Source organism: Pantoea sp. X-Soil-YNGN-844, from assembly GCF_059730595.1.
This window is the reverse complement of sequence record NZ_AP036007.1, coordinates 2947685-2969268: the sequence shown is the minus strand read 5'-3', so window position 1 is coordinate 2969268 and position 21584 is coordinate 2947685. Positions and strand designations below refer to the sequence as shown.

The 21584-nt window shown below is 53.8% G+C and carries 19 protein-coding genes, 6 tRNA genes and 2 other RNA genes; 11 read left to right on the top strand and 16 right to left on the bottom strand.

The window, feature by feature from the left end; all coding sequences use genetic code 11:
- Positions 1-9: 9 nt before the first annotated feature.
- From cysM to AC6I8C_RS13735, 3 genes are all read left to right on the top strand, one after another.
- A complete protein-coding gene (gene cysM / locus AC6I8C_RS13745; protein ID WP_497822804.1) occupies positions 10-894 on the top strand; it encodes a cysteine synthase CysM in 885 nt (294 codons plus the stop codon).
- Between the two features lie 168 nt (positions 895-1062).
- A complete protein-coding gene (locus AC6I8C_RS13740) occupies positions 1063-1743 on the top strand; it encodes a response regulator transcription factor (RefSeq protein WP_013358661.1) in 681 nt (226 codons plus the stop codon).
- On the top strand, positions 1740-3080 hold the full coding sequence (locus AC6I8C_RS13735) for an ATP-binding protein (RefSeq protein WP_497822803.1): 1341 nt from the start codon (positions 1740-1742) through the stop codon (positions 3078-3080). The genes AC6I8C_RS13740 and AC6I8C_RS13735 overlap by 4 nt, the downstream gene beginning before the upstream one ends.
- 61 nt (positions 3081-3141) lie before the next feature.
- Here the strand turns inward: AC6I8C_RS13735 and crr are convergent, their stop codons facing one another.
- The 5 genes from crr to cysZ form a co-directional block, all read right to left on the bottom strand.
- A complete protein-coding gene (crr, locus tag AC6I8C_RS13730) occupies positions 3142-3642 on the bottom strand; it encodes a PTS glucose transporter subunit IIA (RefSeq protein ID WP_008926530.1) in 501 nt (166 codons plus the stop codon).
- 42 nt (positions 3643-3684) lie between these two features.
- Entirely contained in the window at positions 3685-5412 is a 1728-nt protein-coding gene (gene ptsI, locus AC6I8C_RS13725) for a phosphoenolpyruvate-protein phosphotransferase PtsI (protein ID WP_033783822.1), read from the bottom strand.
- 161 nt (positions 5413-5573) lie between these two features.
- Positions 5574-5831 (bottom strand): phosphocarrier protein Hpr, encoded by a 258-nt coding sequence (ptsH, locus tag AC6I8C_RS13720; protein ID WP_003848868.1) that lies wholly within the window; start codon positions 5829-5831, stop codon positions 5574-5576.
- A gap of 387 nt (positions 5832-6218) precedes the next feature.
- Complete coding sequence (gene cysK, locus AC6I8C_RS13715; protein WP_033733457.1) at positions 6219-7187, bottom strand: cysteine synthase A; 969 nt, start codon at positions 7185-7187, stop codon at positions 6219-6221.
- 141 nt (positions 7188-7328) lie between these two features.
- Entirely contained in the window at positions 7329-8096 is a 768-nt protein-coding gene (cysZ, locus tag AC6I8C_RS13710) for a sulfate transporter CysZ (RefSeq protein WP_095706823.1), read from the bottom strand.
- Positions 8097-8314: 218 nt separating this feature from the next.
- Between cysZ and zipA the strand changes: the two genes are divergently transcribed.
- From zipA to AC6I8C_RS13695, 3 genes are all read left to right on the top strand, one after another.
- A complete protein-coding gene (gene zipA, locus AC6I8C_RS13705; protein WP_135907904.1) occupies positions 8315-9313 on the top strand; it encodes a cell division protein ZipA in 999 nt (332 codons plus the stop codon).
- 75 nt (positions 9314-9388) lie between these two features.
- Positions 9389-11407, top strand: coding sequence for an NAD-dependent DNA ligase LigA (ligA, locus tag AC6I8C_RS13700; protein WP_147789505.1), 2019 nt, complete (start codon positions 9389-9391; stop codon positions 11405-11407).
- A gap of 1 nt (position 11408) precedes the next feature.
- Positions 11409-11627: a DUF3820 family protein gene (locus AC6I8C_RS13695; protein ID WP_098052681.1), complete on the top strand. Its 219-nt coding sequence runs from the start codon at positions 11409-11411 to the stop codon at positions 11625-11627.
- A gap of 27 nt (positions 11628-11654) precedes the next feature.
- Here AC6I8C_RS13695 and AC6I8C_RS13690 read toward each other — a convergent pair whose 3' ends face one another.
- Positions 11655-12665: a bile acid:sodium symporter family protein gene (locus AC6I8C_RS13690; protein WP_497822802.1), complete on the bottom strand. Its 1011-nt coding sequence runs from the start codon at positions 12663-12665 to the stop codon at positions 11655-11657.
- Positions 12666-12760: 95 nt separating this feature from the next.
- Between AC6I8C_RS13690 and AC6I8C_RS13685 the strand changes: the two genes are divergently transcribed.
- On the top strand, positions 12761-13681 hold the full coding sequence (locus tag AC6I8C_RS13685) for a LysR family transcriptional regulator (protein WP_013358651.1): 921 nt from the start codon (positions 12761-12763) through the stop codon (positions 13679-13681).
- Here the strand turns inward: AC6I8C_RS13685 and AC6I8C_RS13680 are convergent.
- The 7 genes from AC6I8C_RS13680 to AC6I8C_RS13650 all read right to left on the bottom strand — a co-directional run bounded on the left by AC6I8C_RS13680 (position 13678) and on the right by AC6I8C_RS13650 (position 14915).
- Entirely contained in the window at positions 13678-14019 is a 342-nt protein-coding gene (locus tag AC6I8C_RS13680) for a FlxA-like family protein (RefSeq protein ID WP_497823343.1), read from the bottom strand. The genes AC6I8C_RS13685 and AC6I8C_RS13680 overlap by 4 nt on opposite strands.
- A gap of 160 nt (positions 14020-14179) precedes the next feature.
- Positions 14180-14313, bottom strand: a non-coding RNA gene (locus AC6I8C_RS13675) — RtT sRNA.
- 43 nt (positions 14314-14356) lie between these two features.
- Positions 14357-14490, bottom strand: a non-coding RNA gene (locus AC6I8C_RS13670) — RtT sRNA.
- Positions 14491-14533: 43 nt separating this feature from the next.
- Positions 14534-14609, bottom strand: a tRNA-Lys gene (locus tag AC6I8C_RS13665).
- Between the two features lie 4 nt (positions 14610-14613).
- Positions 14614-14689: transfer RNA gene (locus AC6I8C_RS13660), tRNA-Val, on the bottom strand.
- Between the two features lie 34 nt (positions 14690-14723).
- A tRNA-Val gene (locus AC6I8C_RS13655) sits at positions 14724-14799 on the bottom strand.
- A gap of 40 nt (positions 14800-14839) precedes the next feature.
- A tRNA-Val gene (locus AC6I8C_RS13650) sits at positions 14840-14915 on the bottom strand.
- Between the two features lie 271 nt (positions 14916-15186).
- Between AC6I8C_RS13650 and gltX the strand changes: the two genes are divergently transcribed.
- Positions 15187-16602, top strand: a complete 1416-nt coding sequence (gltX, locus tag AC6I8C_RS13645; protein ID WP_497822801.1) for a glutamate--tRNA ligase — start codon at positions 15187-15189, stop codon at positions 16600-16602.
- A gap of 35 nt (positions 16603-16637) precedes the next feature.
- Here gltX and AC6I8C_RS13640 read toward each other — a convergent pair whose 3' ends face one another.
- Positions 16638-16991, bottom strand: a complete 354-nt coding sequence (locus AC6I8C_RS13640) for a YfeC-like transcriptional regulator (protein WP_013358648.1) — start codon at positions 16989-16991, stop codon at positions 16638-16640.
- 111 nt (positions 16992-17102) lie between these two features.
- Entirely contained in the window at positions 17103-17891 is a 789-nt protein-coding gene (locus tag AC6I8C_RS13635) for a formate/nitrite transporter family protein (RefSeq protein ID WP_013358647.1), read from the bottom strand.
- Positions 17892-18250: 359 nt separating this feature from the next.
- Between AC6I8C_RS13635 and AC6I8C_RS13630 the strand changes: the two genes are divergently transcribed.
- Positions 18251-18326: transfer RNA gene (locus AC6I8C_RS13630), tRNA-Ala, on the top strand.
- Between the two features lie 44 nt (positions 18327-18370).
- Positions 18371-18446: transfer RNA gene (locus AC6I8C_RS13625), tRNA-Ala, on the top strand.
- Between the two features lie 324 nt (positions 18447-18770).
- Here the strand turns inward: AC6I8C_RS13625 and AC6I8C_RS13620 are convergent.
- Positions 18771-19961 (bottom strand): NupC/NupG family nucleoside CNT transporter, encoded by a 1191-nt coding sequence (locus tag AC6I8C_RS13620; RefSeq protein WP_013358646.1) that lies wholly within the window; start codon positions 19959-19961, stop codon positions 18771-18773.
- Between the two features lie 369 nt (positions 19962-20330).
- Here AC6I8C_RS13620 and AC6I8C_RS13615 point away from each other — a divergent pair, with 369 nt between their 5' ends.
- Positions 20331-21572: an Nramp family divalent metal transporter gene (locus AC6I8C_RS13615; protein WP_497822800.1), complete on the top strand. Its 1242-nt coding sequence runs from the start codon at positions 20331-20333 to the stop codon at positions 21570-21572.
- Positions 21573-21584 lie beyond the last annotated feature (12 nt).

Here is a 21584-nt window from a genome sequence, read left to right as displayed (position 1 = left end):
AACTGCACCGTGACGACTCTTGAACATACCATCGGCAATACCCCGCTGATTAAGCTGCAGCGCCTGACGCCAGCTAACGGCAGTGAGGTCTGGCTCAAGCTGGAAGGCAATAATCCGGCAGGCTCGGTAAAAGATCGCGCGGCCTGGTCAATGATCAATCAGGCGGAGCTGCGCGGTGAAATTTCACCCGGCGATCAGCTGATTGAAGCCACCAGCGGCAACACCGGCATTGCGCTGGCGATGATCGCGGCGATGAAAGGCTACCGACTTCGCCTGCTGATGCCGGACAACATGAGTCAGGAGCGGCAGGATGCGATGCGTGCTTATGGCGCAGAGCTGATTCTGGTGCCGCGGGAGCAGGGCATGGAGGGCGCACGCGATCTGGCACTGGCGATGGCGGCGCGTGGTGAAGGCCGGGTGCTGGATCAGTTTAATAATCCCGATAACCCGCTGGGTCACTATCAGACCACCGGGCCGGAGCTGTGGCAGCAGTCGAACCAGCGCATGACCCATTTTATCTCCAGTATGGGCACGACCGGCACCATCACCGGTGTGGGGCGTTACCTGAAAGAGCACAACACCGGCGTGAAGGTGATCGGTTTGCAGCCGAGTGAAGGCAGCAGTATTCCGGGCATTCGTCGCTGGCCGCTGGCCTACCTACCGGGGATCTACCGCCCCGACTTAGTGGATGATGTGATGGATATGACGCAGAAAGAAGCGGAAGAGACCATGCGGGTGCTGGCTCGCCGTGAAGGTATTTTCTGTGGCGTCAGTTCGGGCGGTGCGGTGGCGGGTGCGCTGCGTATTGCGCAGGCGAATCCGGGCAGCGTCGTGGTGGCGATCGCCTGCGATCGTGGCGATCGTTATCTCTCGACCGGACTCTATCATCAGTAATCTCTGCTGATACGGAACCAGACCTGTGCGCGCCTTTAACGCCCACAGGTCTTTTTTTTAGCCAGCATTCCCATAACGGATAGACTGAATCTGTAAGGATCGCGTAAATCAGGCTGCGCGAATGCCCGGCACAGGACAAAATAGCGCCAATTCTGTCGAGAGATAACCATGAAAATTTTGCTTGTTGATGATGATGTCGAATTAGGCACGATGTTAAGCCAGTACCTTATTGCCGAAGGATTTGATGCCCAGCTGGTGCTGACCGGCAGCGCCGGGATTCAGGGCGCACTCTCCGGCGAGTTCACTGCCATGATTCTGGATATTATGCTGCCCGACATGAGTGGCATCGATGTGTTACGTCAGGTGCGCCAGAACAGCCGGATACCGGTGATCATGCTGACTGCCAAAGGCGATAATATTGATCGCGTGATCGGCCTGGAGATGGGGGCGGATGACTATATGCCTAAACCCTGTTATCCCCGTGAACTGGTCGCCCGCCTGCGCGCGGTATTGCGCCGTTTCGAGGAGCAGGTACCGCAACCGGATGCTAAAGAGCCGCTGCGCTGGGGAGACCTGACGCTTAATCCTGCCACCCGAATGAGTGAATGGCAGGGTAAAACCTTCGATCTGACTGCTTCAGAATTTAATCTGCTGGATCTGCTGCTGCGCGCGCCGGATAGGGTCGTGTCAAAAGATGAACTCTCTGAAAAGGGGCTGGGTCGTCCGCGTGAAGCCTATGACCGCAGCGTTGATGTGCACATCAGCAACATCCGCCAGAAGCTTAGCGCGTTAACCGCTGATAGCATCAATATCGAAACCGTTCGCAGCATCGGTTATCGCATTCGATGAAACAGAGTTACCGCGGTCGCATGTTCTGGAAGATCTTTATCGGCTTCTGGGTCGTTTTTGTCATCATGAGCCAGCTTATCTGGCTCGGTTTTTCGCTTTCCGGTAAACGGCATGAACCGCCTGAAATAATGGCTATCCGTCGCATTATTGATCTGCAGATGACCTCTGCTGCATCGGTGCTGGAGCGGGGCGGGCCTGATGAGCTGAACGCGATGCTGTCTGACTGGGATGAAACTGACCGTCAGTTCTTTCACGTTACGCAGCAGACTAAATCGCCACAATCCCAGGACAGCGGCAACCTGGATTTCAGGGGCCCTCTTCCTGAAGAGGTGGTGCGCTGGGTACAGGGTGCGGATGGCAAAGAATATCAGCTGCGCTACGACCTGGATGGCATGCGCTTGAACAGCAAACAGAACATGATGCCGCGAAAATTTCTGAATATTCCCGAGCCGATGTTTGTCTTCGCCGGTTCGGTGGGATTGCTGTTCAGTCTGCTGCTGGCCTGGAATCTGACGCGACCCATGCGTCAGTTGCGGGAGGGATTTTCCCGCGTCGCTGAGGGCGATTTAAGCGTGCGTCTGTTCCCGATTATGCGTAAGCGCCACGACGAGATTTCAAATGTCGCAGAAGCGTTTGATGCCATGGTTGAGCGGCTTGATACCCTGGTGCGCGCCCGGGAAGAGCTGTTGCACGATATCTCACATGAGCTTCGTTCACCGCTGGCGCGACTGCAGCTGGCGACCGGACTCGCCAGACAGACGCCAGAAAGCGTAAACAGTTCGCTTGATCGCATTGATGAAGAGGCGCGTCGCCTGGACAAAATGATCGGTGAACTGCTGACGCTGTCGCGGGCTGAACATGAAAGCATCCCGGATGAGCAATATTTTGACCTGACCGGATTACTGGAGGCGGTCATCACCGATGTCCGCTATGAAGCACAGATCCCTGGTGTGCAGGTGGAGTTACAGGTTGACGAGCGGGGCGATTACACCGTGCGCGGCAATGCGGAGCTGATACGGCGCGGTGTCGAGAACGTCTTACGCAACGCGCTGCGCTTCTCTTTGCCAGGGCAGCGGATTGAGGTCGACTTGCGTACAGAGCAGCAGTGGCTGGCGATTCAGGTGCGCGATCAGGGGCCGGGTGTCGATGAGGAGAAACTCTCCAGTATTTTTGACCCGTTTGTGCGGGTGAATTCGCCGCTGATGGGCAAAGGTTATGGTCTGGGACTGGCTATCGTGCGTAAAGTGATACTGGCGCATCATGGTGAAGTTGAGGCGCGGAACCGGCCAGAAGGCGGACTTGAACTGACGCTGCGCCTGCCACACTGGCAGGGTTAAAACTTCACACAGCAGAAACAATAACGGCACCCGCAGGTGCCGTTATGTTATATACGAATGCTTACTTTCTGATGCGAATCACCGGCGTTTCGCCGACGGTGACCTGGCCAGACAGCTTAATCAACTCCTTGATTTCATCCATGTTGGAGATGACAACCGGTGTCAGGGTTGATTTTGCTTTCTCTTCCAGCAACGGCAGATCGAACTCAATAACCACGTCGCCTTTTTTGACCTTCTGGCCTTCTTCAGCAATGCGTTTGAAGCCTTCACCTTTCAGTTCAACCGTATCGATACCGAAGTGGACGAACAGCTCGATGCCGTTGTCTGATTCGATCGAAAAAGCGTGATTGGTTTCAAAAATCTTGCCGATAGTACCATCAACAGGTGCAACCATTTTGTTGCCGCTGGGTTTGATCGCAATACCGTCGCCCACGATTTTTTCTGCAAACACCACATCTGGTACGTCTTCAATGTTCACGATTTCGCCTGACAGAGGCGCTACAATGTCGATTGTCCCAGCGCTATCCGTTTTTTCGCCAAAAAGTTTAGAAAACAAACCCATGATCTTCTCCTAAGCAGTAATTTGGGGCCAGCATCATGCAGGTCAGCAGAGCGTTTTTTCCTTAATGAACTTGTTAACCAGGTTCATTAAGTCTTCCGCTGTCGGTTGAGCCAGTGCCTGCTCTGCCAATGCCTTCGCATCTTCAAAATTAGTATTACGAATGATTTTCTTGATGCCAGGGATAGAAATGGCACTCATGCTGAACTCGTCCAGCCCCATTCCCAGTAACAGTAGTGTAGCACGTTCATCACCTGCCAGCTCACCACACATGCCGGTCCATTTACCTTCAGCGTGAGATGCATCAATGACTTGCTTGATTAAGTTAAGCACAGACGGTGTCATTGGGTTGTACAGGTGCGAGATCAAATCATTACCACGATCGACCGCCAGAGTATACTGCGTCAGATCGTTTGTCCCAATACTGAAGAAGTCGACTTCCTTCGCCAGGTGATGGGCAATGACGGCAGAAGCCGGGGTCTCTACCATAATGCCGACTTCGATGCTTTCATCAAAGGCTTTACCTTCTTCACGCAACTGCGCTTTCAGCAGTTCCAGTTCCGCTTTCAGGCTGCGTACTTCTTCAACCGAAATGATCATCGGGAACATGATGCGCAGTTTACCGAAGGAGGAGGCGCGCAGGATGGCACGCAGCTGTGCATGCAGAATCTCTTTGCGGTCCATCGCGATACGGATAGCACGCCAGCCGAGGAACGGGTTCTCTTCTTTCGGCAGGTTCATGTAAGGCAGATCTTTGTCACCGCCAATATCCATGGTACGCACAATAACGGCCTGTGAACCCATCGCTTCAGCAACGGCTTTATACGCCTGGAACTGCTCTTCTTCACTTGGCAGAGAGTCGCGGTCCATGAACAGAAATTCGGTACGGTAGAGGCCAACGCCTTCCGCGCCGTTACGCTCAGCACCGGCGATATCACGCACAGTACCGATGTTGGCACAGACTTCAACCTGATGGCCATCCAGCGTCACGGCTGGCAGATCTTTCAGCTTGGCTAATTCGTGTTTTTCCGACAGATACTGGTTCTGTACGGCTTTCAGCTCTTCCTGAATCGCTTCCGAAGGATTGACGTGAATCGCATTGTTAACGCCATCCAGGATCAGGAAATCGCCGTTTTTTACCGTGACGGTTACATTGCCAGTGCCGACAATGGCCGGGATTTCCAGCGAGCGCGCCATGATTGAGGTATGTGAGGTACGGCCACCCAGATCGGTGATAAAGCCCAACACCTTTTTCAGGTTCAGCTGTGCGGTTTCTGACGGCGTTAAATCTTTGGCCACCAGAATGGATTCGTCCGGAATCGCGCTCAGGTCAACGATGTGCAGACCGAGGATGTTTTGCAGCAGACGCTTACCGATGTCACGCACGTCAGCCGCACGCTCTTTCAGATATTCGTCATCTAACTCTTCCAGTGCTTTCGCCTGGCCATCAATGACCGAGTAAGCAGCAGCATCGGCAGTCGCGTGATCTTTTTTGATCAGGTCGATGATTTCCTGCTCCAGCTCTTCATCTTCCAGCAACATGATGTGGCCTTCGAAGATGGCTGCTTTCTCTTCACCGAGGGTTTCACCCGCTTTGACGCGAATCGCTTCCAGTTGTAATGCCGCTTTGCTGCGGCCATCGAGGAAGCGCTGAACTTCCTGCTCAACCTGGTCATCAGAAATTTTCTTGCGGTTGATGACGATCTCGTCTTCTTTCAGCAGCAGTGCTTTGCCGAAAGCGATACCTGGTGATGCTAAAATGCCTGAAATCATAACGCTACCTTTTAATCACGATGGCTGATGGGACTCTTTGCGGTGCCATTGTCGCGGGACACGTACTCTACGAAAGCAATAACGCGGACAGGTTGTCCGCGATCAAGATGTTTGCACTCAATGGCGCAGAGGAGTCGATTGGCTGGAGAGCTGAGCGGAGATTACTCCAGTTCAGCCATCAGTTTGACCAGATGCTCAACTGCTTTCTGCTCGTCTTCACCTTCCGCGGAAAGGGTCACAACCGTTCCCTGGGTTAAACCCAGCGTCTGCAGTTTGAACAGGCTTTTCGCGCTCGCTGATTTGCCGTTAGAGGTCACGGTGATTTCTGACTGGAAAGCTTTGGCTTCTTTAACGAATTGCGCAGCTGGGCGAGTATGCAGACCGTTTGGTGCAGTAATGGTAACTTCTTGCTGGAACATTCTATTTCCCCAACGTTATCAGGATGAGTGTTATGGATCTAAAGTCTAGCCTGGAGCCTTCACTTTAGCCTGTGTAGGTGCGCGGGTATAGCTTCATGCTGACCAAAGACGCGCATGCGTCAAATCTACAATCCGTTGCGTCTCAAAACCGATTCTACACGTCACCGGTTAATTATGCCGTGATTCGCCGTTTCACTGAATCCGTAAATCGATTCAGCTTGATCCACTTCAAACGCGGATTAATTTCAGGCATCGAAATAATTGGCAGTCTGAATACCAGATCGGCATCACTGAAATCAATCTGCCGGTTGGTGAAAGTGAGATCTGCACCACAAAAAAGCACCCGGATGGGTGCTTTTTTCGGCATTTTCAGACTATCGACCCCGGCTACTGCAGCTCTTTCTCAGTGAAGAGATCGGCGAACAGCGCGGTACTCAGATAGCGTTCGCCAGAGGAGGGCAGAATCACTACGATGTTTTTATTTGCGAAGGTTTCATCTTCCTGCAGCTTCAGCGCTGCGGCGACGGCAGCACCGGATGAGATACCGGCCAGGATACCTTCTTCTTCCATCAGCCTGCGTGCCGTGCTGATCGCTTCTTCATTGGTAATGGCCACTACGCGGTCAACCAGGTTCAGCTCAAGGTTACCCGGAATAAAGCCGGCACCAATACCCTGAATTTTGTGCGGGCCGGGTTTGATCTCTTCACCCGCCAACGCCTGCGCAATCACCGGCGAATCGGTCGGCTCAACCGCGACGGTGATCAGATCTTTTTTGCCTTTAGTGTTTTTGATGTAGCGACTCACGCCGGTCAGCGTACCGCCGGTGCCGACACCCGCAATAAAGACATCCACTTCGCCATCGGTGTCTTCCCAGATTTCCGGGCCGGTGGTCTTTTCATGGATTTCCGGGTTAGCCGGATTGCTGAACTGCTGCAGCAGCACATATTTGTCCGGGTCGCTGGCGACAATCTCTTCCGCTTTGCCAATGGCACCTTTCATGCCTTTAGCACCTTCGGTCAGAACCAGCTTCGCGCCCAGCGCCTTCAGCAGCTTACGACGTTCCACCGACATGGTTTCCGGCATGGTCAGCGTGAGTTTGTAACCGCGCGCAGCAGCCACATAGGCCAGCGCAATACCGGTGTTACCGCTGGTCGGTTCAACCAGCTCAATGCCGGGTTTCAGAATACCGCGTTTCTCTGCGTCCCAAATCATATTGGCACCGATACGGCATTTAATGCTGAAGCTCGGGTTACGGGATTCAACTTTCGCAAGAATGCGGCCGTTACCGATGCGGTTCAGTCGAACCAGCGGCGTATGACCAATTGTCAAAGAGTTGTCTTCATAGATCTTACTCATAGCCTGCCCTTAACTGTATGAATTATTGGGAACCCTATGAGCATACCTGTTCTGCCTGGGGGCGGAAGGAAAGAAATCGTATATCTATATGTCCCCCGGCAATAAGCCCTGCAAAAAAGAGCATAAGGCGCGCTGATGAGTCTAGCGCACCTCATTGCGGGCCAGCTGCGGCCGGTAGCGATCGACCCACATGGCGGTGGCACCGCAAACGGCAACCGGCATAATCACGAGGTTCAGAATCGGAATCATAGTGAACAGGCTAGTGAGTGCGCCGAACTGCATATTGGCGGTTTTGTGGCGACGCAGGGCGTTCCGCATCTGCTGAAACGGCACTTTGTGGTTGTCGAACGGATAGTCGCAATACTGAATGGATAACATCCAGGCACTGAACAGGAACCACAGAACGGGCGCAACCGTCTGACCAAAGCCAGGAATAAAGTAGAGCAGCAGCAGTCCCAGCGCGCGGGGCAGATAATAGCCCAACTTCTGCAACTCGCGCTTCATGATGCGCGGCACATCTTTGATCATTCCTGCCCAGCCACTGTCAGGCAGGGGCTTGCCGGTCAGACGGCCTTCCAGCTGTTCGGCCAGCAGGCCGCAGAAAGGGGCGGCAATCAGGTTCGCCAGCGTCGAGAAGAAGTAGCTGAACACCAGCACAATCGCTATCACCGACAGCGGCCATAACAGATAGCTCAGCCACTGCAGCCAGTCGGGAATATGGGCCATCAGGCGTGGGATCCAGTCACCGAGACGATAGAACAGCCAGATGAATGCGCCACCGAGCATAATAATGTTAATCAGCAGCGGCATCACCACAAAGCGGCGAATACCAGGCAGACGGACCAGTTTCCAGCCCTGGCTAAAGTAGTGCGTGCCATTAAAATCTGAGACCGAATTCTCACGGGCCATAAAGCCATTTCTCCTGAAAGTGTTAAGGCGCGCCCACTATAACCTGGCTTTTTCTCCAGGCCAGGTGCCGTTTGGGTAAAAAAACAGCGAAAAAGCGTGTGTTGCCTATCTTATTTGTCAGAAAATAGTGCACAGACTTGCACTTGTGTAGCAGGGCAAATACAGTTAGAGGATAAAGTTTGCCGCGGTGGCAAGGTATTGGAACAACAGAGAATACAATGATGCAGGATTTGCGTCTGATATTAATCGTTGTTGGCGCGATCGCCATTATAGCGCTCCTTCTTCACGGGCTGTGGACCAGCCGTAAAGAGCGTTCGTCAGTGTTCCGCGATCGCCCGCACAAACGTCTGAAACAACGTGAAGAACATGATGAGCAGGACCTGATTGACGACGAAGATGACGGCGTCGGCGAGGTTCGCGTTCGTTCCGATCGCAGCACACACCAGGAACCTCGTTTCGATGAGATTCGTGAGCCACAGCCAGAAGCGCCGCGTAAGCAAGCGCCTGCTGAGCCTGTGCGTCAGCCTGCGCCACGACCCGCACCGCAACCTGAACCAGAAAGCGATCCGCTTTTCAACACGGCGCCGAAGCCTGCTCCGCAGCCGCGCCCAGAACCGGTTCGTCAGCAGCCTGCACCGACATTTGTCGCGCCGCCAGTTCAGGCTGACCCGCTGCTTGATCTCGATCCGCTGGAATCTGTCCAGCCCGCTCCGCAGTACCAGGCAGAACCTGAGCCACAGCCTGAAGTAACGCCGGCTCCCGCGCCTTCACAGCCTGTAGCGAAAGCGCCAGCTGAAAAGCCGAAAGAAGCGGTACTGGTACTGCATGTTGCCGCCCATTCGGGCGGTGAGCTGAACGGTGAGGCATTATTGCAGGGTATTCTGCAGGCGGGCTTCCAGTTTGGTGAAATGAACATTTTCCATCGTCATCTGAGTCCGGCAGGCAGCGGTCCGGTTCTGTTCAGTCTGGCTAACATGGTTAAGCCGGGCTCGTTCAACCCTGACCTGATGACCGATTTCAGCACGCCAGGCATCTCTATCTTTATGATGGTGCCTTCTTATGGTGATGCGAATCAGAACTTCAAGCTGATGCTGCAGTCGGCACAGCGTATCGCTGACGACGTTGGCGGTGTCGTGCTGGATGATGAGCGTCGTATGATGACGCCGCAGAAGCTGGAAACCTACAAAGCGCGTATCCGCGATGTGGTTGGCGTCTGAAAACTGCGCTGACCGCTATCTGAATTGTTAAAATAAACCCCCGCCTGTCGGGGGTTTTTTATCTGATGGGGCTATATGAAATCCGTCCAGGATCACATCACCGAACTGCGCACCACGTTGCGTCATCACGAATATCTCTATCACGTCATGGATGCGCCGGAAGTGCCGGATGCCGAATATGATCGTCTGATGCGTGAACTGCGTCAGCTGGAAGAGGAACATCCCGATCTCATTACCCCGGACTCGCCGACGCAACGCGTAGGTGCTGCGCCGCTAACGGTATTTGAGCAGGTCCGCCACGAAGTCCCGATGCTGTCGCTGGACAACGCCTTTGATGAAGCCACGTTCATGGCCTTCAACAAACGGGTGCAGGATCGGCTGAAAAGCAGTGACGACATTACCTACTGCTGTGAACTCAAGCTCGATGGTGCTGCAGTCAGCCTGATGTATGAAAATGGCCTGCTGGTCCGGGCCGCGACGCGCGGTGACGGTACTACCGGCGAGAACATTACCGCCAACGTTCGTACCATTCGCGCGATTCCGCTGCGGCTAAAAGGCGACAATATCCCGGCCCGTCTGGAAGTACGCGGTGAAATATTTATGACGCAGCGCGGCTTCGAAAAGCTGAATGAGGAAGCGCGACGCACTGACGGCAAAGTCTTTGCTAACCCACGCAACGCAGCTGCAGGTTCTTTGCGTCAGCTTGATCCGCGCATTACCGCTAAACGTCCATTAACTTTCTTCTGCTACGGTTTCGGCCTGCTGGAAGGCGGGGAGATGCCGCACAGTCACATGGGGCGCCTGCAACAGTTCAAAGCCTGGGGCCTGCCGGTCAGCGACCGCATTAAGCTGGTGCACAACGCCGAAGAAGCCCTGGCTTTCTATCGGGATATTGAGCAACAGCGTCCGAACCTGGGTTTTGATATTGATGGCGTGGTGATCAAGGTCGATTCACAGGCATTACAGGAGCAACTGGGCTTTGTGGCGCGCGCACCGCGCTGGGCGATTGCCTTCAAATTCCCGGCACAGGAACAGCTGACCTGGGTACGTGACGTCGAATTCCAGGTTGGCCGCACGGGCGCTATCACGCCAGTGGCGCGTCTTGAGCCGGTGCAGGTAGCGGGCGTCATCGTCAGCAATGCCACGCTGCATAATGCGGATGAAATCGAGCGGCTGGGATTACGCATTGGCGACCGCGTCGTGATTCGCCGCGCCGGTGATGTGATCCCGCAGGTGGTCAACGTGGTGATCGCGGAACGACCTGAAGAGACGCGTGAAGTGGTCTTTCCTGCCCATTGCCCGGTCTGTGGTTCCGAGGTGGAGCGGGTCGAAGGCGAGTCGGTCACGCGCTGCACGGGCGGTTTGATCTGCGGTGCGCAACGCAAAGAGGCATTAAAGCACTTTGTCTCGCGTCGGGCGCTGGATGTTGACGGTATGGGCGATAAGATTATCGATCAGCTGGTGGAAAAAGAGTACGTCGATACACCTGCCGATTTGTTCCGTCTCACGGCCGGCAAGCTGACCGGCCTGGATCGCATGGGACCAAAATCGGCGCAGAATATCGTCGACGCGCTGGAGAAAGCGAAGTCGACCACGCTGGCGCGTTTCCTTTATGCGCTGGGCATTCGCGAAGTGGGTGAGGCTACTGCCGCCAATCTGGCTAACCACTTTGGTGAATTACAAAAGGTGATGGATGCCGATCTTGAGGCACTGATTGCCGTGCCGGATGTCGGCAAAGTCGTTGCCGCACACGTGCGTAACTTCATGGAAGAGGAAAGTAACCGTGAGGTTATCCGTCAGCTGACAGACGACATCGGCATTCATTGGCCGCAGGTGGTAGTGGTGAAAGCCGAAGAGATCGACAGTCCGTTTGCCGGTAAGACGGTGGTGCTGACCGGCTCGCTGTCGCAGATGAATCGCGATGATGCCAAAGCGCAGCTGATCGCGCTGGGGGCAAAAGTCAGCGGCAGCGTATCGAAGAAAACCGATCTGCTGATTGCCGGTGAAGCTGCAGGTTCAAAACTGGCAAAAGCGCAGGAGCTGGGTATAGAGGTAATTGATGAAGCGGAAATGATCCGTCTGCTGGGTGCCTGAAATGGATGAGCATCAGCTGGTGGCGATAGCCAATACGCCTATGCCGTTTGGCAAATATAAAGGGCGGATGCTGATCGATCTGCCTGAGCCTTATCTGCTCTGGTTTGCCCGCAGTGGCGACTTTCCGTCTGGTCAACTGGGGGATTTGATGCAGCTGACCCTGACCATAAAAACAGAGGGCCTGGAGGGATTAGTTAAGCCGCTCCAGACCCGCAAATAATCGTGCCCGCACAGGCGGGCAACGGTTTTACTTCTGAGACTCCATCACTGAATCTTTCACCTGCAGAGCCTGCTGTTTCTCATTGGTTTTCTTGTAGCGTCCGGCAATAAATGAGCAGATCATCAGCTGTACCTGATGGAAAATCATCAGCGGCAGCACAATAATCCCCACCGTACTTGCCGGGAACAGAATATTCGCCATCGGCACACCATTCGCCAGACTCTTCTTCGAGCCACAAAACAGCACCACGATTTCATCGGCGCGCTTAAAGCGGAACAGACGCGAGGCCAGCAGATTGATAATCAGCACGGCGGTCAGTAGGATAATGGAACCTGCCACAATCCACAGCAGCGTAATCAGGCCAACGCGATGCCAGATGCCGTTTACCACCGCTTCACTGAAGGCGGAATAGACAACCAGCAGAATGGAGGTCTGGTCAGTTTTGCCAATCAGGCTGCGGTGTTTCTCAATCCAGCCACCGATCCAGCGACGTGAGAGGTGACCCAGAATGAAAGGCACCATCAGTTGCAGCATGATCTTGCCAATCTGCTCCAGACCATCACTGGGCGCGCTGCTGTGGATATCCATGACCAGATTCACCAGCAACGGTGAAATAAACACACCCAGCAGGCTCGATGCCGAGGCGCTGCACACCGCTGCCGCGACATTCCCGCCCGCCATTGAGGTAAAGGCGATAGCAGACTGGACGGTAGCCGGCAGGATACAAAGGTAGATAAAGCCGGTATAAATTTCCGGACCGACATCAACCGGATGCCACCAGACCAGCAGCAGACCCAGTGCCGGAAACAGCACAAAGGTGCTGAACATAATCCACAGATGCAGCTGCCAGTGACTGCTGCCCGCGATGATCTTTTCACGCGAAAGTTTGGCACCGTGCATAAAGAACAGCAGTGCTATCGCTGCCGTTGCGAGGTAACTGAAGATATCAACGTAGATCCCTTTTGCTGGCAGGAAAGAGGCCAGCAGCACGGTGATGATCAGTTTAACCATCATCGGATCGAGTTTTAAAAAGCCCATTGTTAAATTCCGGTAAATTATTCAATAGCGCGATTGTGCGGCAAGTAGTTTTAGAAATAAAATTGATTTATTGAATTAATCTATGAGCGCAATCGATGAATTACACCCTGCGTCAGCTGCGAACGTTTATTGCCGTGGCCCACTATGGTGGCTTCAGTCAGGCAGGGCAGGCGATAGGCCTGAGCCAGTCGGCAGTCAGCCACAGTATTAAAGAACTGGAAGCCGAAACCGGCGTGCGGTTGCTGGACAGAACCACCCGGGAGGTCATGCTGACGGAGGCGGGAAAACAGCTGGCGTCACGCATGGAGCGCCTGCTGGAGGAGATTCATACTACGCTACTGGACATCCGCAGTTTTGGCGAGCAGCGCAGTGGCACCGTCAGAGTAGCCGCCAGCCAGACCATTTCCGCGCATCTGATGCCGCAATGTCTGGCCGCCAGCCAGCACCATTTTCCCGATATCAAAGTGATTCTTCACGATCGCGCCCAGCAGTGGGTGCTGCAAAGTGTGCGTAACGCGGAAGTCGATTTCGGCATCGTGATTGGGCCGCTCAGCGACAGCGATTTCGACAGCATCGCGATTCTGGATGAGCCGTTCCTGCTGCTATGTCGCGAAGATGATCCGCTGGCGAAAGTGGAAAGGGCTGAATGGGCGATGCTCGATGGTCGCACTATGGTATTGCAGGATTACGCTTCCGGCAGTCGGGTTTTGATTGATGCGGCAATGCAGCAGCAGAATATCAGGGCTGAAGTCGTGCAGGAGATTGGTCATCCCGCCACGTTGTTCCCGATGGTACAGGTGGGAATCGGCATCAGTATTCTGCCTGCGCTGGCGTTACCTTTACCAGCGGATCGCGCCCTCACGGTGCGGCGTCTCTATCCGGAAATCAATCGTAGCCTGACGCTAATTAAACGTAAAAACCGCTCGCTGACCCCGGCTGCCGAAGCGATCTGGCAGGAGGTGCGCCAGCAGGCGATGCTGCTGGCGCAACAACGCGCGGTTAAACCGGCGTTTTAGATATAAACGTCAACTTTGTTCGTATCGGTTGGGCGGTTAATCCCGTCCGCTTTGATCTCACTGACGGGCGAACTGTCACTTTTTGGCTGATCCTGCTCAGCCTGCTTCTGTTCCAGCTGCGCAATCTGTGCCTGCAGCATGGTGATTTGTGACTGGTACATCTGCTGCATCTCAGCCTTCTGTTCGTCAGTCAGTTCTTTATTGTCAGCCAGCTCCTTAACCTGCGTTAACACACCCTGAATCTGTTTATTCAGTGCCGCAACCTGCGAGGCCACACTGCCGCCGCCGCTGTCACCGCTACTGACCGCACTGTTTAAAATTCCGGAAATTGAAAACATCATTTTCTCCCTGTAAGTGGTCACATACGTTATCGGCACGCTGCGAAACGACTTGAGAGCGGAGATTGTTAAGGTTTAGAAAAGGCAGGCGCTTATTTAAGAAGCCAATGTCAGTGCAGCAGAAACGAAAAAAGCGCCCAAAAAGCGCTTTATTCTGAATGGGTGGGTCGTGCAGGATAGCCTCGGCCCATCGTGGGCCTCGCCCTCCGGGTGATGCTGTCGCATCAGACTGAATCGCCGGGCGATTCAGTCGAACCTGCGGCAGGTTCTCATCCTGCACGGTAGAGTCCGTGCCCCGGAAACGAAAAAAGCGCCCAAAAGGCGCTTTATTCTGAATTGGTGGGTCGTGCAGGATAGCCTTGGCCCATCCAGGGCCTCGCCCTCCGGGTGATGCTGTCGCATCAGCCTGAATCGCCAGACGATTCAGTCGAACCTGCAGCAGGTTCTCATCCTGCACGGTAGAGTCCGTGCCCCGGAAACGAAAAAAGCGCCCAAAAGGCGCTTTATTCTGAATTGGTGGGTCGTGCAGGATTCGAACCTGCGACCAATTGATTAAAAGTCAACTGCTCTACCAACTGAGCTAACGACCCGAAGTGGTGGGTGATGACGGGTTCGAACCGCCGACCCCCTCCTTGTAAGGGAGATGCTCTACCAACTGAGCTAATCACCCACTTCGTACTTCGATACTGCTAACAGGCAAGATATGGTGGGTGATGACGGGTTCGAACCGCCGACCCCCTCCTTGTAAGGGAGATGCTCTACCAACTGAGCTAATCACCCATATCTTCATACCTGTTCACTGCGGGCACCCTGTTAAGAGTGGTGGGTGATGACGGGTTCGAACCGCCGACCCCCTCCTTGTAAGGGAGATGCTCTACCAACTGAGCTAATCACCCCCGCTGTGTGGAGTCGCATTATAGGGATAGTTGATTTTGAGTCAACGCTTTTTAAAACATAAATGTGCGTTCGGTTTATTTTTAAACATCCTGTCGCGCTTTTAGTCAATGTGCTGGTTTAATGGCAGAAAAGCCCCTTTTCCCGTAGGGCAACCCGCGGGCATGCATTGAGGATTCACCGTCAGATGCTAGAATGTGCCCACTGTTTTTTCGCGTCTAACCTGTTTTTTGTCATCCAGACAGAGAACCCGCGCATCTAAGGCAATACTCAATGAAAATCAAAACACGCTTCGCGCCCAGCCCGACCGGCTATCTGCATGTCGGTGGCGCCCGTACCGCACTTTACTCCTGGCTCTTTGCCCGTCATAACCAGGGCGAGTTCGTGCTGCGCATTGAAGATACCGATCTGGAACGCTCCACGCCGGAAGCTATCGAAGCCATCATGGATGGCATGAACTGGCTCAGCCTAGACTGGAACGAAGGCCCTTACTACCAGACTAAACGTTTTGATCGCTACAACGCGGTCATTGATGAAATGCTGGAAGCGGGCACGGCTTACAAATGCTACTGCTCTAAAGAGCGTCTGGAAGCCCTGCGTGAAGAGCAGATGGCCAACAACGAAAAGCCGCGTTACGACGGCCGCTGCCGTGACAGCCATGAACATCATGCCGATGACGAGCCGTGTGTGGTGCGCTTCCGCAACCCGCAGGAAGGATCGGTCATCTTTGACGATCAGATCCGCGGCCCGATCGAGTTCAGCAACCAGGAACTCGACGATCTGATTATCCGCCGCACCGATGGTTCCCCCACCTATAACTTCTGCGTCGTTGTGGATGACTGGGATATGGGCATCACGCACGTTATTCGCGGTGAAGACCACATCAACAACACACCACGTCAGATCAACATCCTTAAAGCGATTGGCGCGCAGGTTCCGGTCTATGCCCACGTTTCAATGATCCTGGGCGACGATGGCAAAAAGCTCTCTAAGCGTCATGGCGCAGTAGGGGTGATGCAGTATCGGGATGATGGCTACCTGCCGGAAGCGCTGCTCAACTACCTGGTTCGTCTGGGCTGGTCACATGGCGATCAGGAAATTTTCAGCGTGCCTGAAATGACCGAGCTGTTTACTCTGGACGCTGTCAGCAAGTCTGCCAGTGCGTTCAACACAGAGAAACTGCAGTGGCTGAACCATCACTACATCACTACGCTGCCGCCAGAATATGTGGCGACGCATCTGCAGTGGCATATTGAAGAGCAGAAAATTGATACCCGTACCGGGCCGGAACTGGCGAAACTGGTTAGCCTGCTGGGTGAGCGCTGCAAAACGCTGAAAGAGATGGCGGCGTCCTGTCGCTACTTCTATGAAGACTTTGCAGAGTTTGATGCCGATGCCGCGAAGAAACATCTTCGTCCGGTGGCGCGTCAGCCGCTGGAAGTCGTGCGCGATAAGCTGGCCGCAATCACCGAGTGGAACGCTGAAAACATCCATCAGGCGATTCAGAGCACTGCAGATGAGCTGGAAGTGGGAATGGGTAAAGTCGGCATGCCGCTGCGTGTGGCGGTGACCGGTGCCGGTCAGTCACCGGGTCTGGATGTCACTGTTGAAGCGATTGGCCGCACCCGCAGTGTGGCACGAATTGAGCAGGCTCTGGCCTTTATCAGTGAGCGTGAAGCACAGGCTTAATAAACACAGCCGGAAGCGTCACGCTTCCGGTTTCTTTACTCTTCACCAATTCCCAGACGCTGCATTACGCCCTTAATCCCTTCACGTAAGATTAACGCAGTGAACTGATCCTGTTCATCCTGACTCATTTGCTGGATGGAACTTATCAATAACGCAGGTAAAGAATTCGCCACTGCACCATAGGTCGCTGCGGGCTCGTTGAGATTGCGTGTCGACTGAATAAAACTTTTTACGCGTTCATCAATATGAATCAGACGCGCCTTACCGCCTTGTACACCGGGCTTTGGCGTGGTTGTCCAGTTCTCTCGCTTGATCCATTTATTCACCGTTTGCCGACTGTAACCCGTTTCTGCAGCCAGCTCTTCGGGAGTAAGCCATTCCTTTTTCACGATGCTATCCCTGTTAAATACATTAGCGGTACATATTACAGCAAAACGTAACGGGGGAAAGTAACTGAAGCTGAAATTGCCTTTTGTCTTTTGACAAAAGGCAAAACAGGATTACTGCGGGTTGCTGGCAGGTTCTGCGGCAGGGCGGAAGGCAAGGAAGTAGGCCAGGCCAACGAAGACGGCACCGCCCACGGCATTGCCCAGGAAGACGGCAACAAAGTTAGGCAGATACTCTGCCCAGCTCATCTGACCGGCAAAAATGGCGGCCGGGATAATAAACATGTTGGCGACAACGTGCTGGAAGCCAATGGCAACAAACGCCATCACCGGGAACCACATGCCGAAGATCTTGCCGACCACATCTTTACTGGCAAACGCCAGCCATACTGCCAGACACACCAGCCAGTTACAGCCAATGCCTGAAATAAAGGCGTGCAGGAAATCGGCATGGACTTTTGCAGAGGCAATCGCAACGGTCTTTTTCAGGTAATCGCCTTCGGTCATGCCCAGCATATGGCCAAAGAACCAGGCGACAGCCACGCTGCCGAGGAAGTTCGCCAGGGTTACCCAGAACCAGTTCCGCGCCACGCTCATAAAGCTGATGCGGCGGGCGAACCAGGCTACCGGCAGGGTCATCATATTACCGGTCAGAAGCTCACCCCCTGCCAGCACGGTCATGATGATACCTACCGGGAAGACAGCTGCACCTAACAGGCCACCAAACGAGCCCCACTCAGCGGGCAGGGTGTTGATGACGTGAAGATCCAGCAGGAAGCCGGTCGCAATAAATGCGCCCGCCATGAAGCCGAGAATAAGGAGGATGCTGACAGGCGCACGGCTTTTTGCCACGCCTGACTGGATCGCCAGTTGTGCGATTTCTTTAGGTGTATGCAGCGACATAGTATCTCAATAGTTTTTTTATGATTAATGGGACGATAACGCCTGGTGGACGCGTGGTGTGCGGGAGAGGGTCCCGGTGACCACTAAATTAGCGGGCTAAGTTTTGCACGCGAAAAAGACGAAGACAAGAAAATTCCTATAACATATTTAACCGGGAATTAACCTGACGGCAGACTGAATAACAGTTAAAAAACGGCCCTGCCGGAACAGACATGATTTTCAGCTGCGGCATGCTGCTGAAACTTCGCAGGTTGCCGCCTTTTTCAGCGATCAAACAGAGAATGTCATTTTGCCGTTGACACCCTGGAGGCGGTTTCATATTATGCCGTCCGTCGCTTAACGCGACAGTTTTTCGGTTCGGGGCTATAGCTCAGCTGGGAGAGCGCCTGCATGGCATGCAGGAGGTCAGCGGTTCGATCCCGCTTAGCTCCACCAAACTTCGTCTCAAAAGTTTGGCACTGAAAAACGATTCCAGATGTGGGGGTATAGCTCAGCTGGGAGAGCGCTTGCATGGCATGCAAGAGGTCAGCGGTTCGATCCCGCTTATCTCCACCACTTTCTGACACGTTGTTGTCAAAATCCTTTCCGATTTCTCTTTCACTCGCCTTTTCCTGCGAATCTATATTCATTGCGATTTACATTACGCTGCTGCGTACGCTATTTACTGGCAATACTTTCTGTGACGCCTCCAGCACCCCTGGCGGGACATTGTGCTGTCCGTCGCGCATGGGTTAACTCCAGACGTGACCAGGGTGTGCAGTGGAAGCAGGCATGTAAAAGAAGAGGCAAAGCGGAAAGGGCGAATCAGCGGAAGCTGAGCAGGGATGGCGCAAAATGAAAAGGGCGAGCCAGGCTCGCCCTTTGATGCTCAGAACCTTATCAGAACGCCAGAACCAGACCGGCGATAGCGGCGGAGAGCACGCTGACCAGCGTAGAGCCGTACAGCAGCTTGAGGCCAAAGCGGGAAACCACGTTACCCTGTTCTTCGTTCAGACCTTTAATCGCACCGGCCACGATGCCGATTGAAGAGAAGTTGGCGAACGACACCAGGAACACGGACAGAATACCTTCTGAATTTGGCGACAACTGACCCGCGATTTTCTGCAGATCCATCATGGCTACAAACTCATTCGATACCAGCTTGGTCGCCATAATGCTGCCGACCTGCAGCGCTTCACCAGAAGGCACTCCCATCATCCAGGCAAACGGATAGAAGACAAAGCCGAGAACGCCCTGGAAGCTGATGCCGAAGATCAGATCAAACAGCGCATTCAGGCCTGAAATCAGCGCGATAAAGCCAATCAGCATGGCGGCGACAATAATCGCGACGCGGAAACCGGCCAGGATATATTCGCCCAGCATCTCGAAGAAGCTCTGACCTTTATGCAGATCCTGCAGCTGCAGATCTTCTTCGTTCTCAACCCGGTACGGGTTGATCAGCGACAGCACGATAAAGGTACTGAACATGTTGAGCACCAGTGCAGCGACTACATATTTTGGCTGCAGCATTGTCATGTAGGCTCCGACGATAGACATCGAAACGGTGGACATTGCGGTAGCGGCCATGGTGTACATGCGGCGCTGTGACATCTTGCCCAGGATATCTTTATAGGCGATGAAGTTTTCTGACTGTCCCAGTATCAGAGAACTCACGGCGTTGAAAGATTCCAGTTTTCCCATGCCATTCACTTTCGACAGCACGGTACCGATACCACGGATCACCCACGGCAGGATACGGAAGTGCTGCAGAATACCGATCAGGGCAGAGATAAAGACAATTGGGCACAGTACGTTGAGGAAGAAGAAGGCCAGACCTTTGTCGCTCATGTTGCCGAAGACAAAGTTGGTTCCCTGAGCCGCATACTTCAACAGATGATCGAAGAAGCCCGCGAAGCCTTTGACGAAACCCAGTCCCGCTTCTGAGTTCAGGAAGAACCAGGCGAGCACAATTTCAATCACCAGTAGCTGTATAATGTAGCGAATGCGAATGCTTTTACGATCGTGACTGACCAGCAAGGAGAGTATCCCGACCACCACCAGTGCTAAAAGAAATTGCAAAATATGGGACATGGTTGCTCCAAATTTGAGGAGGGTTGTATTTTGTTGCGTATTCTATGTAACGCGTTACTTAAAAACGAGATCTGAACCACAATATAAGTATTCGCTATCGCTATATTTTCCAGAAAAGTTCCAGAGATCACGTCCTGTTTACAAATCATTCACGCCAAATAACCACATAATTATTGTCTATATTTTACACGGGGCGTAGAGTGACACTATTGCTCACATTTTTAGCAATCACCTCCTTTACTGTAAGATATAGCAATGGCTATACTTTATAGCAGCATCTATTACACCGATAACAATAAACGAATTTCACTTGCACATGCTAACCCCTAAGCTGGCGGGGCAGGCAAATGTTCAGACAGGGTACCGGATATGTTTGAAAGTCGTACCGCCGAGCGCGCCGCTCGCGGAGTCAGAAAAGTCAAACTCGCACTGCTGGGCCCCGCCTTTATTGCCGCTATCGGCTATATCGATCCGGGCAACTTTGCGACCAACATTCAGGCGGGCGCTGCTTACGGCTACAAATTGCTGTGGGTGGTGGTGTGGGCCAACATCATGGCCATGCTGATCCAGCTGATGTCCGCCAAGCTGGGTATCGCCACCGGCAAAAATCTCGCCGAGCATATCCGCGATCGCTTTCCTCGTCCCGCCGTCTGGTTTTACTGGGTGCAGGCAGAAATTATTGCGATGGCCACCGACCTTGCGGAGTTTATCGGCGCGGCGCTGGGCTTCAAGCTGTTGCTCGGCATCTCACTGATGCAGGGCGCGGTGCTGACCGGCATCGCCACGTTCCTGATATTGATGTTACAGAGCCGCGGTCAGAAACCGCTGGAGCGGGTAATTGGCGGACTGCTGCTGTTTGTGGCGGCGGCCTATATCGTCGAACTCTTCTTTTCTCAGCCCAACGTCAAAGAGCTGGTGGTCGGCATGGCGCTGCCCGCGCTACCGACGTCAGATGCCGTTTTCCTGGCAGCCGGTGTGCTGGGCGCGACCATTATGCCGCACGTAATCTATCTGCACTCCGCACTGACGCAGGGCAAAAGTGAGGACAGCAAAGGCCAGCGTTACTCTTCAACCAAACTGGATGTGGCGATTGCCATGACCATCGCCGGATTCGTTAACCTGGCGATGATGGCGACCGCGGCGGCGGCCTTCCACTTCAGCGGTCACAGTAAAATCGCTGAGCTTGACCAGGCCTATCTGACGCTGCAACCGTTGTTAGGTCAGGCGGCGGCGACGGTGTTTGGTCTGAGCCTGGTGGCTGCCGGACTCTCCTCAACGGTGGTCGGCACGCTGGCGGGACAGGTGGTGATGCAGGGCTTTATCCGTTTCCATATTCCGCTCTGGGTGCGGCGAACTGTCACTATGCTGCCTTCCTTTATTGTTATCTGGGCAGGATGGGATCCAACAAAGGTGCTGGTAATGAGTCAGGTGCTGCTGAGCTTCGGTATTGCGCTGGCGCTGATTCCGCTGCTCTCCTTTACCGGCAACCGCGAGCTGATGGGCGACGATATGGTTAACTCACGCCTGATGCAGAACACCGGACGACTGATCGTGGTGCTGGTCATTGCGCTGAATCTTTATCTGCTGGTGGGCGAAGCGCTGGGGCTATAAGGGTTTCTGGAA

Coding starts and splice junctions, on each gene's coding strand:
- AC6I8C_RS13690 (WP_497822802.1), bottom strand. CDS start 12,665: ATGGGCTTTTTAAAACTCGATCCGATGATGGTTAAACTGATCATCACC.
- zipA (WP_135907904.1), top strand. CDS start 8,315: ATGATGCAGGATTTGCGTCTGATATTAATCGTTGTTGGCGCGATCGCC.
- AC6I8C_RS13735 (WP_497822803.1), top strand. CDS start 1,740: ATGAAACAGAGTTACCGCGGTCGCATGTTCTGGAAGATCTTTATCGGC.
- AC6I8C_RS13620 (WP_013358646.1), bottom strand. CDS start 19,961: ATGTCCCATATTTTGCAATTTCTTTTAGCACTGGTGGTGGTCGGGATA.
- gltX (WP_497822801.1), top strand. CDS start 15,187: ATGAAAATCAAAACACGCTTCGCGCCCAGCCCGACCGGCTATCTGCAT.
- cysZ (WP_095706823.1), bottom strand. CDS start 8,096: ATGGCCCGTGAGAATTCGGTCTCAGATTTTAATGGCACGCACTACTTT.
- AC6I8C_RS13740 (WP_013358661.1), top strand. CDS start 1,063: ATGAAAATTTTGCTTGTTGATGATGATGTCGAATTAGGCACGATGTTA.
- AC6I8C_RS13685 (WP_013358651.1), top strand. CDS start 12,761: ATGAATTACACCCTGCGTCAGCTGCGAACGTTTATTGCCGTGGCCCAC.
- cysK (WP_033733457.1), bottom strand. CDS start 7,187: ATGAGTAAGATCTATGAAGACAACTCTTTGACAATTGGTCATACGCCG.
- ligA (WP_147789505.1), top strand. CDS start 9,389: ATGAAATCCGTCCAGGATCACATCACCGAACTGCGCACCACGTTGCGT.
- AC6I8C_RS13695 (WP_098052681.1), top strand. CDS start 11,409: ATGGATGAGCATCAGCTGGTGGCGATAGCCAATACGCCTATGCCGTTT.
- ptsI (WP_033783822.1), bottom strand. CDS start 5,412: ATGATTTCAGGCATTTTAGCATCACCAGGTATCGCTTTCGGCAAAGCA.
- AC6I8C_RS13635 (WP_013358647.1), bottom strand. CDS start 17,891: ATGTCGCTGCATACACCTAAAGAAATCGCACAACTGGCGATCCAGTCA.
- AC6I8C_RS13615 (WP_497822800.1), top strand. CDS start 20,331: ATGTTTGAAAGTCGTACCGCCGAGCGCGCCGCTCGCGGAGTCAGAAAA.
- crr (WP_008926530.1), bottom strand. CDS start 3,642: ATGGGTTTGTTTTCTAAACTTTTTGGCGAAAAAACGGATAGCGCTGGG.
- AC6I8C_RS13680 (WP_497823343.1), bottom strand. CDS start 14,019: ATGTTTTCAATTTCCGGAATTTTAAACAGTGCGGTCAGTAGCGGTGAC.
- ptsH (WP_003848868.1), bottom strand. CDS start 5,831: ATGTTCCAGCAAGAAGTTACCATTACTGCACCAAACGGTCTGCATACT.